Source organism: Burkholderia sp. JPY481, from assembly GCF_038900515.1.
In the GTDB taxonomy this organism is placed as follows: Bacteria; Pseudomonadota; Gammaproteobacteria; order Burkholderiales; family Burkholderiaceae; genus Paraburkholderia; species Paraburkholderia youngii.
The window spans coordinates 128,005-141,175 of record NZ_JAYMRT010000008.1; the positions used below are offsets into that span (position 1 = coordinate 128,005).

6 protein-coding genes are annotated in these 13,171 nt (G+C 63.5%); 2 read left to right on the top strand and 4 right to left on the bottom strand.

What is annotated here, in order from left to right; genetic code table 11:
- Window positions 1–248: 248 nt before the first annotated feature.
- Window positions 249–1,082, top strand: coding sequence for a fimbrial protein (locus VSR82_RS20490; protein WP_498858015.1), 834 nt, complete (start codon window positions 249–251; stop codon window positions 1,080–1,082).
- A 40-nt stretch (window positions 1,083–1,122) separates the two neighbouring features.
- On the top strand, window positions 1,123–2,526 hold the full coding sequence (locus VSR82_RS20495; protein ID WP_429463012.1) for a GlcNAc-transferase family protein: 1,404 nt from the start codon (window positions 1,123–1,125) through the stop codon (window positions 2,524–2,526).
- On the opposite strand, the gene VSR82_RS20500 is transcribed toward VSR82_RS20495, so the two are convergent.
- The 4 genes from VSR82_RS20500 to tssM all read right to left on the bottom strand — a co-directional run bounded on the left by VSR82_RS20500 (window position 2,431) and on the right by tssM (window position 13,170).
- Window positions 2,431–5,865: an RHS repeat-associated core domain-containing protein gene (locus VSR82_RS20500; RefSeq protein ID WP_498858016.1), complete on the bottom strand. Its 3,435-nt coding sequence runs from the start codon at window positions 5,863–5,865 to the stop codon at window positions 2,431–2,433. The genes VSR82_RS20495 and VSR82_RS20500 overlap by 96 nt on opposite strands.
- Before the next feature lie 16 nt (window positions 5,866–5,881).
- Window positions 5,882–6,148, bottom strand: coding sequence for a PAAR domain-containing protein (locus VSR82_RS20505; RefSeq protein WP_368582691.1), 267 nt, complete (start codon window positions 6,146–6,148; stop codon window positions 5,882–5,884).
- A gap of 89 nt (window positions 6,149–6,237) precedes the next feature.
- Window positions 6,238–9,186: a type VI secretion system Vgr family protein gene (locus VSR82_RS20510; protein WP_498858017.1), complete on the bottom strand. Its 2,949-nt coding sequence runs from the start codon at window positions 9,184–9,186 to the stop codon at window positions 6,238–6,240.
- A gap of 33 nt (window positions 9,187–9,219) precedes the next feature.
- On the bottom strand, window positions 9,220–13,170 hold the full coding sequence (tssM, locus tag VSR82_RS20515; protein ID WP_498858018.1) for a type VI secretion system membrane subunit TssM: 3,951 nt from the start codon (window positions 13,168–13,170) through the stop codon (window positions 9,220–9,222).
- Window position 13,171: the final 1 nt, after the last annotated feature.

Consider the following 13,171-nt stretch of genomic DNA (forward strand, 5'->3'; position numbering starts at 1 on the left):
TGCGCGCATCTGCGCAATTTCTCCGCTGTCGGCCCCTACGGTCCGCCGGTCAACCAACATCCTCCAATGAAAAGACTCGTCCAATTTTTTATCCTGGTTTGCTTCGCGATGCCCCATTTCGCGTTCGCGATCTGCACCCAGTTGAAGCCTGCGCAAGTTTCCGAACTGCTGTCTCAAGGCTACCTCGCGGGACAGACCATACTGGTCAACGTACCGTTCCGGGAAAGTCGGTATCGATCGACCCGGCGTTGCCGGTCGGCTCGGTGATCGCCACCGGCGTCTCGCCGGCTTACGCTACCTATGCGAACTTCGCGGATTGCACCAACGGAGGCACAGTATCCATACACTATTCCAACGCAACGCCGTCCGTTGTAGCTGGGGGTATCGTCTATAACACCAACGTCCCAGGAATCGGCTTTCGTTTGACCTATCTTCGCGCGACCGGCGTGAATTCGCCTCTCCCGTTTACGCCTTCCTTTGCCGCAGGCGAACCCAATCAGGTTATCTATGGCCGCTTCGGCATCGGCTCGCAATTCGAGATCGAACTGGTCAAAACGGGCGACATTGCAAGCAACGTCAACGTGATGCTCAGCACCATCGGAGCCGGTGTCGCCCAGGGTGACGGCCGTCAGGTCGTGACGATCACAGGCGGCAGCATCAACGTCAAGGTTCTTCCAAGTTGCTCGGTCAATACCAGCACACTGAACATCGATTTCGGCACGTTCGGCCCGAGCGATGTATCGACGACAAGCGGGCCGACCCGGCCAGTCGACTTTACGGTGCTCTGCACCGGCCCCACGCCACCGGCTTCGATCACCGCTGCACTTTCCGGAACCCCCGATACCGAAGATAGCAGCATGCTGAAGAACACCGGCGCGACGCATCTCGCGATTCGTTTGCGGGACGTTGCAAGCAAAATAGTTTTCCGGCCCAACGATCCGTCGAGCACCCTCGTCCACACCCCGCAGGGCGCGATGCAATCGCCGTTCGCACTAGAGGCGACCGTGCTGCGCGTCGGCACAGCGACACCAACCGCCGGCAAGATCCAGGCAACCGCAACAGTCACGATGACCATTCTTTAAACCGACTATCAACGGCAAACGTCTACTAGAAGCAACTAGCATGACCGAGATACCCGTCGCACCGCCGAACTCGATCTTCGTGCAAATCGCGAGCTATCGCGACCCGCAGTTGGTCCCTACCCTGCTGGATTTGATCGACAAAGCCGGCAGGCCGAATCTGCTGAGGATCATCGTTTGCTGGCAGCATGCGCACAACGAAACGATGATCCAGTTCTGGCAGCAGGGCTTAGGCGATTGGCGAGCCGAGCAGACCGGCAACTGGACCGTTCACCATCTCAGTCATCGTGAAGCGAAGATCGAATTGATCGACGTCCCCCACATGATGACGCAGGGCGCATGCTGGGCCCGCAATCTGGTCCAGCAGCGATACGGTGGCGAGCGCTACACACTGCAACTCGACTCGCACCACCGCTTCGTCGACGGTTGGGACACGCTCGCAATCGAGATGCTGGAGTCGCTACGCGATGAAAGCCCCAAACCGGTTTTGACCGCTTACCTTCCGATGTACGACCCCGAAAACGACGATGCTCGATCGAGCGACGAGCCGAGGATATTGGCCTATGCGAGGTTTTCGAAGGAAGGGGTCGTCCTGTTCCGCTCGAAAACACTTTCCGACTGGAGAACGCGCATTCGCCCGGTCCGTTCGCGCTTCTTCAGCGCACACTTCGCATTTGCCGACGGCCACTTTGCCGAAGTGGTTCAGCACGATCCCGACTATTTCTTTCACGGCGAGGAGATCTCGCTTGCGGTCCGAGCGTTCACGCACGGCTATGACCTGTACAGTCCGCACAGGCTGATCGGGTGGCACGAATATCTGCGTTCATATCGCGTCAAGATGTGGAACGACCACAGTCACGAGGCCAAGGAACGGGGTGAGATCGGCGAGCCTTGGCACGAGCGCAACGAGCGCTCATTGCAGCGCAATCGTGCGCTGCTCGGTATCGACGGACAAACGCTGGCTGACGCCGAGTTCGGCAAGTATGGACTCGGGGCCGAACGCACGCTCGCCGATTACGAGGCCTACGCGGGCATCAGCTTCAAGTGGCGCGGAGTCCAACAGTCGGTATTGAACGACGATCCACCCACCCCGGGCTCTCAGCGTCCCGACGAAGCGACATGGCAGGCCTCTCTGCTACGCGCAAACGACGTCCGCGTGTGCGTACATCGGAATGGATTCGACAGGCATGTGAGCATGCCCGGCGTCGAGCACGCGTTGCTAGCCGCAACGTCGGTTGCCGTCGTGATCTACGACAACGGCGAGACGGAACTACGCCGCGAAACCGTCGACGCCAGCGGTCTGTCCCGATGCCGGAAAAACGATTGGCTCGATTTTCATGTGACTTTCGAATCAGAACTTGGCCGGGTCCCAGCCAGCTACGTCGTGGAGTTGTTCGACGACGCCGGCAACGTATTGAGCCGGGTCAGACGCGCCAGCGATGCATGATGCGTCCGCGACGACGACGCACGGAGACGCCTCCGGCGTCGCGCGGCCGAGAGGATTGCACCACGTCAGCGGATTCGGCGCGTAGCGGTACGGACTGCCTCCGGGTTCGCCGTTGCGATCGGGGCTGATGTAGCGGCCCGCATGAGGATCATAAAAACGCGCACCGTTGTAATACAGCATGGTTTCATCGTCGGCGTATTGGCCGGCATAGCGAAGTGGCTGCGCAAACGCGTCGCTGCTTTGCCACTCCGGCGTCACGAGACTGCCCCACGCACGATAACGCCCACGCCATACCACCCGGCCAGTCTCGTCCGTGAGCGCGACGGCCGTACCGGCGACGTCCGTGTGATAGTGATAGACCTGCGTGCTTTTGATCGCACCATCATCGGTGAGGGCCTGGTCCACGCAAGCGAGCGGCGCGAAGCCGGTTGAGCCGTCGGGTTCGGGTTGATACAGGTAGGTGCGCAGTTCCATCGCGCGGCGCTGCTGGATCAGTCTGTGTCCTTGCCATACATAGCGCGTGACCTCGTCGCGCTCCGGCATCGATAGCTGCTGCATGCGCCGTGGCGCAGTGGATTCGATACGCTTGGCGATACGCCGACCGATTGCGTCGTACTGATAGCGCACGGTATAGCCCTGGCGATGCGCGGCGATGATGCGCCCCTCCGCATCCCAATCAAGCGATAGCGTATGGTCGCGGCCACTTCTACGCACCAATTGTCCCCACACATCGTAGTCGTAACGATGTCCGCGGCATTCCCGTAACCGGTGGTCCGGATACACGGCCGGGAACCAGCTGCCGCCAGGCGTATCGAGCAGATTGCCGGCGGCGTCCCACGTGAAATACTCGATGTCCCCGTTCTCCGAGACCGAGCGCAACAGACACCCACGCCGGTCGTAGTCGTACCACATCTGACCGTCGCGCTCGCCGCCCGTCCTGACGATCAGGTCAGCGGGACTGTAATCGACTTCGCGCCACAATTCGATGAGAGGTTCTGTCGCGGAGCCCGGCGTATCCACGTCGTGCCCCGTCACCGAGCGCCACCACACCGGCAAGCCGAGCGGCGAAAAGCCCGTATGCGTACGCAAGCGACCTTGCGTGCGCGCAACCGGACGCCTCATCGCGTCATACCAGAAGCGCGCAATCTGCCGTTCGCCCAGTTCGATGAACGCGATGTCGCCGGTTTCGAAGCGGCGCGTACGCAGCTCCTGCCCCTGCGGCAGCTGAGTCGCGACAATGCGGCCAGCGGCGTCGTAGGTGTAACGCAGTGTGCCGTTTGCGCCGTGCTCGGCGATCAGACGTCCGCCGGCGTCGTGTTCGAAGCGGATCTCATCCGCTCCAATACCGAGTAGCCCTCCCTCCGGTGTCGGCTCGCGGATCACGCAGTCGAGCAATCCGCCCGGTCCGTAGTGGTACATATAGCGGCTATGCGGGGTTTCGCGCTGGATCAGCCGGCCCGCACGGTCGTAGTCGAACGTTTCGCAACGCTGTTGCTCGCCCGCCTTCCACGTGAGACAACGGACCTGCCCGCTAGCCGCATAGTCGAAGCTGCGTTGCACGCCATCGGCGTCCGCGATCGACAGGCAACTGCTCGCATTCCACCGAAGCACCTGCACCGCGCCGTTCGCGCTTTCGATTCGAACCGGGCGCCCATGCGCATCGTACCGACGCACGATCACGTGACCTTCTTCGTCGACCGCGCGTACGACGTTGCCTCGCCGGTCTCGATGCCAGTGCCGGCTTCGGCCACTCGGGCCAACGAACGACGTGCGCTTGCCAGCCGCATTCCACTCATGACGCTCGGCCTGTCCGTCCGGACGTGTGATGGTCAACGGCCGGCCGAGGCCATCGCGCTCGATTCGCGTGACGCCGTCGAGCGCGTCGGTCAGGCTGACGACGTAACCGTTGACGTCGTACTCGTAGCGTGTCGTGCTCCCGCCGACTCCAGTGCGACATGTCACCTGTCCCCACGCGTTATGCGCGAAGGTGGTGGCGCCTCCGTGCGCATCAGCCGAGCGTACGACATCGCCAGCGTCGCCATATTCGAAACGCGTGAATTCTCCCGACGGGGTTTGATAGTGCAACGGCTGCAGGCGATCGTTGCGTGCCCACGTCCACGCACGGCCATCGCTCAACGCGACCGACACGGGCTCGCGTGACGCAAACGCATACTGCGTCGAGCGGGTGGCGCCCTGCGGGTCCGTCTCGCACGCGACGCGTCCGAGCGCATCGTATTCGATGCGAACCTCCCGCTCGCCGGGCAGTTGCAGTGTGACCGGCGCGACGGCGGCGTCGTAGCCGAACCGGTAGCGTCGTCCGTCGAAGTCGGTGTGCGACAGCACGCGGCCGTGGTCGTCGTACTGCCAATGCGCCGCGTTGCCGAAGACATCGCTGACCTCACTGATCTGACTATCGAAGTCGTAGGCGAAGCGATCACGCGCGCCTTCCGACGTAACTCGTCGAACCACGCGCGCGGCGCCGCCGATCGTCTGCCATACGTAGCGTGTCGCCATGCCGAGCGCGTCTGCGTCTTCGACGATCCGCCCATCGCGGTATGCAAAGCGACGCACGATTTCCCCGACCCGGTTGCGCACCTCGGTGAGTTCGCCATGCTGGCTGTAGCCATACTGGACCAGCGCGCCGGTGGGACCGCCGTCGACACACTCGACAGCGCTCAAACGCGGTCCCATCCGCGCTTCATAGTGCATGCGCAGTTCGTGGCCGCAGGTCCCACGCATGCGCAGCAAGCGCCCGTCTGGGTCCCAGATCAGGCCGATCCGCTGCTGACGCAGATCCTCGACGTATTTGAGCCGTGCGATTCCGTTCGCGTCGAAATCGCCGAACACGCGGTAGTGCGGCGTCAGATCCGCAACGACGAAGCGTCCGTCGCTCAGATGCGCGATGTGCAATTGCGCAGCCGACGCAATCACCTGCGTCCCCGGCTCGGGAAACGGCACGCTGAGCGTGCTGCCGTATTCGTCGGTATAGAGCAGTTGATCGTCGCGCTTGTGCAGCGTGACTTCCCAGTTCGTGCGCCAGCCGACGCCGAGCAGTCCGAGCGCGTGCTGCGCGCTCGAATAGCAACGCGACCATCCGAGCGGAAGGCGGCCTCGCAGCCTGAAGTCGGTTTCGTCGGCAGGCAGGCAGATTTTGCCGCCGCTGATCACATCGACCGAGCCGCACAGAATGCCAGACAGCGCACGGCGTATCCGAAAGCGGTCGACCAGGTCGCCGAGCCGCTCACAGCGATCGAGCAACGGTCCGACACAGGCGACGGGCAATACGACGCCGGGCAGGCTGAGCAGCTCGCCGCCGATTCCCGCGAGTCCCGTCGTCACGTGGCCACCATCGTCATCATGAACCGATGCGCACGTCTGGCGAGCCAGCGGAACACACCGCGCCACACGAAACCTGGCCGCCAACCAATGCCGCCGGCACGTTGTTGATCAATACCGTGCCCGAACCCGCGACCACAGCTTGCGAGCCCGGGTGCAGTGTGCAAACGGCAGAACTCATACCGACGAGCGCCGCAGGCATTTGATTGATGAAGACCGTCGGGGAACCCCCAGCGATCGAACCGCCATGTCCGATCGCATCGCCTTTGCGAGCCGCTGGAAACATGATCGATCTTCTCCCAATGAAAATTGAAAGACCGTGCAGGGCGATGCGCGAAGGCATCCGCCGGCTGCACGGTATTGCGAAATACGCTGTTACGCGTCGGTGCCGGTTGCCGGTGGTGTTTCAGTCGGCGGCGGCGGTTCTTCCGACGGTGGCGGCTCTTCCGAAGGCGGCGGCTCTTCCGAAGGCGGTGGCTCTTCCGAAGGCGGTGGCTCTTCCGAAGGCGGCGGCTCTTCCGAAGGCGGCGGCTCTTCCGAGGGCGGTGGCTCTTCCGAGGGCGGTGGTTCTTCGGAAGGCGGTGGCTCTTCCGAAGGCGGCGGTTCTTCCGAGGGCGGCGGCTCTTCCGAAGGCGGTGGCTCCTCCGAAGGTGGTGGCTCCTCCGAAGGTGGTGGCTCTTCCGAAGGCGGTGGCTCTTCCGAGGGCGGCGGCTCTTCCGAAGGTGGTGGCTCTTCCGAAGGCGGTGGCTCTTCCGAAGGCGGCGGTTCCTCCGAAGGCGTTGGCTCTTCCGAAGGCGTTGGCTCTTCCGAAGGCGGCGGCTCTTCGGAAGGCGGCGGCTCTTCGGAAGGCGGCGGCTCTTCGGAAGGCGGCGGCTCTTCGGAAGGCGGTGGCTCTTCCGAAGGTGACGGCTCTTCCGAAGGTGACGGCTCTTCCGACGGCGGCGGCTCTTCCGAAGGCGGCGGTTCTTCTGAAGGCGGCGGCTCTTCCGAAGGCGGCGGTTCTTCCGAAGGCGGTGGCTCTTCCGACGGCGGCGGTTCTTCCGAAGGCGGTGGCTCTTCCGACGGCGGCGGCTCCTCCGAAGGCGGCGGTTCTTCCGAAGGCGGTGGGTCTTCCGTCGGAAGCGGATCCATCGTCGGAAGTGGTTCCTCCGAAGGCGGCGGCGGAATAATTGGAACGTCCAGCGCATCAAGCACCACTACAGGAACCGGCACCGTCACTGCGCTGCCGCATTCCATGTCACCGGGGTTGAGGTCCAGCGGCGTGCCTTGCACCACGACACGGGTGTCGCCCTGGATGCGGATCGACTTGCCGATGAGCTTGATCTCGCCATCCATGTTCATCGTCAGAGACGACTTGCCGCACACGATAGACAGCACCCCTCCAGCCGACAGCGAATAGGCCCCCCCCACCGCGTGCGTGGACGCGCCACCGACCGTGACCGTACGTGCCCCGCCCACCGTCAGAGTGGAGGCACCCCCAACCGCAGTCTCCTCGAGCCCGCCGATCGAAACGAACTGTCCAAGATCGACGGAATGGAAGGCAACATTCTTCACCCTCATCGAATACTTGCCGCCAACGACCGTGCTCGAAGTCGCCCCAACGGTCATGCTGTGCGCCGCGGCCACGCCGATCGTGTAGTCGGCACCGACCACGTGCGATTCGTTGAGCTTCGTCAGGCGGTTCATGTCCCGCTCGGCTTGCACCGTGAATTCCTCGGCGCCCGCCTTATCCTCGAAGCGAATGCTGTTGTAGTTCTGCAAGCCCCCTTCCATCGACCGGCTCATGAAACCGCTTTGCGTCGCGTTGCCAGGCAACTCATAGGGCGGACGCGTCACCGTGTTGTACAGGCTCCCGGTGATCAGCGGGCGATCCGGGTCGCCGTTCCAGAAATCGACGATGACTTCCTGGCCGATGCGCGGAATGTAGATGCCACCGAAACCCTGACCGGCCCACGCCTGGCTCACACGGACCCAGCAGGAGTCGGTTTCGACGTTGCGGCCGTAGCGGTCCCAGACGAAGCGGACCTTCACGCGGCCGAATTCGTCGGTCCACAATTCCTTGCCCTCGGGACCCACGACGACCGCCGACTGAGGCCCGCTGACGATCGGTTTCGACGTCTCGCGCGGCAGTCTGAACACTTCGCTTGTCGGCTGCACGTCGAACTTGTTGCTGCAGGTGTACTCGTAACCGCTACCCGATTCATCCGGCGTACCGGTCAGGGCGAGCTTCGTACCGATCACCAGGTATTCGCAGTTCGCGGCCGTATGATCGTAGTGGCTCAACACGAACGTCTGCCCGCACGCCAGTCCGCGCACGTTACCTTCGCCTTGCGCTCGCGTGCCCGGCGCCCGCAGCGCTTCCATGCGCGTACGCGCGAGCAGTTCCCCGTGGCTGCCGTCGGTGTAGTCGCCCGGCCAGTCGTAGCGCTCGAGCAGGTTCCAGCTGGTGTCGCGGGGCTGCTGATTGATCGCTCGCATGTCGGCCCGCGAACGTGTGAAGTCGAAGTCGCTCGTCACATAGTGACCGGTGCACAAAACTTCCGCCGTCGAAAACGCGCTGATGTATTCGGTGTCGGTCTTGCCGTTCTGCGGTTGGAACGCGAGCGTCCGGTATGCGGAGTTCGGCGATTGACGGTGCGCGCCAATGTGATCGCACAGCACGAGCCGGTGCTTGCCGTCGGCATGCTCGAAAAACCAGTAGATGCCCCACTCCTCCATCAGGCGTTGAATGAAGTGGTAGTCGGTCTCGCCGTACTGGACCTGGAAGGCGCGCGGCTCGTTGGTCGGGCTCTCGCCTTCGAGCGCATAGCGGCTCACGTCGAGGCGCTTTTCGACCGGATACGGATAGTCCTTCAGAACCTCGTCGATGATCTCGATGACCGTCTTGTTCTGGAAAATCTTGTAGTCGGTCGTCAGGGTGGCCAGCCACAGCCAGGGCTTCAACACGACACGATAGACGTTGTAGCGGCCTTGCCGACGCAGGTATTGCGCGGCGGCGACGAGTCCGGTGATTTCACGCTGAGCCGCCTCGGCATCGGCGCTCGGCTCGAGGTCGATCGCGACGGTCATTTCCTTGCCTAGCAGCGCCTTCAGGTCGAGATTGGCACTGACGGCAAGCGGCACCGTGAAATCGTCGGGCGTGCGCAACAGCAGTTCGTATTCGAACAGCTTGCCGAGTTGCTCGTCGCCGTTCAGTGACATGAACTTCAGCGCCGGCTGCGTCAGTCCGTCCGCGCTCTGAGCCGGCCACCTCGGTATCGCCGCGCTGGATACGGTCACTGCGCGGCTTTGCACACCTATCGCGTTCAAGGGATTACTTGACATGCACTCCTCTAAGTTCTCTTTATCGAAAAGGCGCTACAGCTCATTGGACGATGCGGTGCCTGACGACGCGTCCGTTCGCCTTGCCGGCGTGCTTCCACTGCCGGGGCAACGAAAATCCCGCAGCAACGCGGTGAGTTGCGGTCCCGACTGCCCGCCCGACGTCAGTTCGATAACCGCGTGCCGGTCGTCAAAATTGAAGTCCACTGCCGAGCGGCTCGACGACAACGTCGACGTCACACGGCCCCGGTCGATCAGACGGAACAGCGCCCACGGACCCTCGGTCATCACGGTCGACGTGTCCGGACGCACGCGCGGATTCGCGGTGAGGCCGGCCATCGAGCCGCCGCGCGGCCCCGGCCATGTGATCGGGAATGACGTGACCGGACCGTGCGCATAGCGCAGGCTTTGCCCGTCGACGTCGACGAGCAGATCGGTAATCTCGGGGTCCAGCGACACGACCCTGAGACCCGCGTTCCACGACATCCGGGTCGCGCCGGGATCGCGGAAAAACGTCTGGCGGATCGCCGCGGCGCGTTCGAACGGTTCGAGACTCGGTCCCTGCATGGGCGGCATGCCGGGACTCACCGGCTTATAACGCCACGGCCGTATGCTCGTATCGACACGGCTGGCAAGCGTCTTATGGAAGAAGTCGTCGAGCAGGCCGCCTGCCGCGAATACGCGGTTGAAATCGTCGATGTCGACTTCCTGGACGCTCGCGACGAACGGATATTTGCCTTCGACTGCACGGCGGCATTGCGCGCCAACGCTCGATTCGACCTGCATCGTCAGCAGCGAGCCGACGTTGCGGTCCACCTTACGCAACGACTGCGACGCGAGACCCACGAGCACGGCGCGAAAGGGCGGCGGCAGCTTCTGCGCCTCGAGCTGCATCGTGGCGCCGAGGTCGTCCGTGGGCGGCATGCTGTTGGTGGCGAGCACGTCGCCGGCCGTCATCAGACGCGTGTACTGCTCGTTGATCAGCCCGATGACGCCGCCCAGCTGCAGCACGCCGCTGCCGCCAGGGAGCGCGCTCCCGCTATCGGCCTGGCCGGTCACGACTTCGCGCAGCGCGGCAAAGCGTCGGTCGACCAGTTCACGTTCCATCTTCTGCTGCGCCAGTTGCCCGATGGTGGCGGTTGCGGCCACGGCGCTCGCGGCGCGCGCCCCCTGCGAGCGACGCATGATCACGTTGATGGCGCTCCCGGCGGCCGACGGCTCGTCCGCGCCGTCAGCGACCGACAGCGACGTCTCGCGCGCGGCGGTTCGCGCGAGTCTCGCCAGTGGCGAATCCGGCGCAGCCAGCGTACGCAAGGTCTGCAGATCGGGCGCCAGCGTGCCTTCGCTGCCGGACACCGGTCTTACGTCGTCGAGAAACTGGCTCCAGTAGTTGCCATAGTCGGTCAAGTACTGGCGACGGATATCGTCGGCGAGCCTATCTTTGCGCAGTGCGTGCCACCACCCTGTCGACGCCTCGGCCTCGCCCATCACCCACGCGTCCTGTTTGCGCGCCTGCTCGAGAAATTCCGGCAGGCGCTTGTTGAATACCGCGTGATAGCCATCGTAGGTATAGAGACCGGGTATGCCTCGCGCGAGCGTCGAGCCGTTGGCCAGCATGAACACGGTAGCGGCCTGCGGACCCGCGGCGCTCAGCAGCGTGACGTTCTCGGGCGCCTCCGGCGCCATGGTGTTCGTCGCGCGTTCGTAGAGACGTCCGGACGCCGGATTGCGGCCGAGGAACTCGCGCGCGCGACGCACCAGCTGCGCATTCACCGGTTTCGCCGGCACCGCGGGGACCCTTTCATCGATCAGGGCGTCGAGATGCCGCGCCATCACGCTGCGCTCGCCCAGCGGCGCGACGCTGTTGGCGTGTTCCCAATCGCCGAGCACCCAGGCCTTGATCGCTTTCGCGTCGTAGTGCGAGCGATCGAACAGCATCAGGTAGACCGTCAGCGTGCGATAAACGCCGTCCGCGTCCTGTGCGCCAATTTGCGTGTCGAGCACCGTTTCGAGCCGGCCGATGACTTGCGGCAGCAGCATCAGTTTCAGCAGACTGTCGTAGGTCTCGTTAGCGGCGGCGCTGATGGCGGGCGCCGTGTACAGCCCGTAGCGCCATGCGAGACCGGGGCTGTCGAGGTCGATGCCGTCGAACTGCGGCAGGTCACGCGACGCTGACAGTATCGACCCCGTCGCCCCGGGCTGCGGCGCCTTGCGCTGCGACAGGACCCGCGCGGCGAGCCCATCGGTCTTGCCGCCGATCGCCGCAAGATACTCGCGGTTATTGCCGAAGCTCACGACGAGAGCACCAATCAGCCACACCGCGATGATGATCGCGAGCAGATGCCCGACAACACGCAACGCGCGGAAACGGATTTCCCAGTACAGGTTCGGCCGCACCAGATGCGCTTCGGCCAGGATTACGTGCTTAAACAGATTGCGCAAGAAATAGCCGCGATAGGCGGTAGGCGTAGCGTCGCAGGACGACGGCGAGAGCGTTTTCGGCGCGGCGCCGAACGAACCCGCGAGCCCGCGACGCAGCCGCTGCAACAGTGTGGTGCTGTCGGCGGACACGGCCTCGTGAGTTTGCGCTGCGCTCGTGAAATAGACGCCGCGCAGCGTGCTGTTCAACTGCGTGTCGTCGTATTTCGAATCGAGAAACACCAGCGCGAGCAATTCATCGAGTTCCGCGCACAGGCTGCGAAATTCGGACGGCAACGCATACAGCTTCTTGCGCAGATCGACCTCGTACACCTCCTGCAGCCTCGTGTTGATGCCGTCTTCGAGTCCCTGCTCCAGCTCACGCATCTCGGCTGCGCAGGTGAGACGCAATGTGTCGCGGCCGTGTTGTTCCGGCTCTTCCTGATAAGGCAGCGTAAAACCGAAGATTTGCGCGCGGCTTTCCGCCGTCAACGACTGGAAATACTCCCCGAAGCCGGGCAGCAAATCGAGCTTCGTGACGAGTACGTAGACCGGGAATCGAATCCCCAACTGCTGTCGCAACTCGCCAAGCCGCGCGCGCAACGACGCGGCTAGCGCCTTTCGTTCAGACGCTGGGCGCGTCAACAGCTCTTCGACCGAAACGGCCAGCAACGCACCGTTGATCGGCGCGCGCGGGCGCCGCTTGCGAAGCAGCCCGAGAAAGCCGCGCCATTCGGCCTCGTTCGCGCTCTTCAGGTCTGCCGGTTTGACGTCGACCTTCGCGGCGTCTTGCGACGCTGCGTCCTGAACCGCATAACGGCCGGCGGTATCGATCAGCACCGCCTCGTTCGCGAACCACCAGTCGCAATTATCCGTTTCGATGCGGCTTCTCAGCGACGCCGCGGCCATCTGCTCCGCCTCCGGGAAATCCAGACCCGAGTTCAGGATCAACGTCGTCTTGCCGGCACCCGGCGAGCCCACCACCATGTACCACGGAAGTTCGTACAGATAGCGCTGGCTTTCGAGCAGACGACGCAGCCCCGCCGGTCCGCCGCGCATGCGTTTGAGTTTGTCGATGGCCTTCGCGACGACCGCGTGAAGCGCGCGGATTTCCTCTCGTGCGACAGGGGTCGCGGCCGACTTCTTCGTGAACGGGTTCAGCACGCGCTGCAGCAGCACGTCGTCGCTGCGAACTGCCCGCCACAGGCGATACAGCCCATAGATCGCGTAGCAGGCGAGCAACACCGAGATCAGCAGCACGCGGGACCATGTGGTGCCGAGCGGATGCGTTTCGCCGAACGCGAGTATTGGTCCGAAATACCATAGCGCAACACACAGCAACGCGACGCCGATGACGCCCGGCGACCAGCCGAGCAGCCAGAACAACAGCAGCAGCAACAGCACGGCGATCGACAGCGCGCGCGAGAGCACGCTGTCTAGCGGCCGGTAGTCGCCAAATGCGATCAGAGGCCCCACGAACCAGACGGCCACAGCCGCCACGAGGATCGCGGCGAGCACCAGCGTCTGGCGGGTCAGCACAAGTTTCGATAAGCGGTTCAAATAAGACATC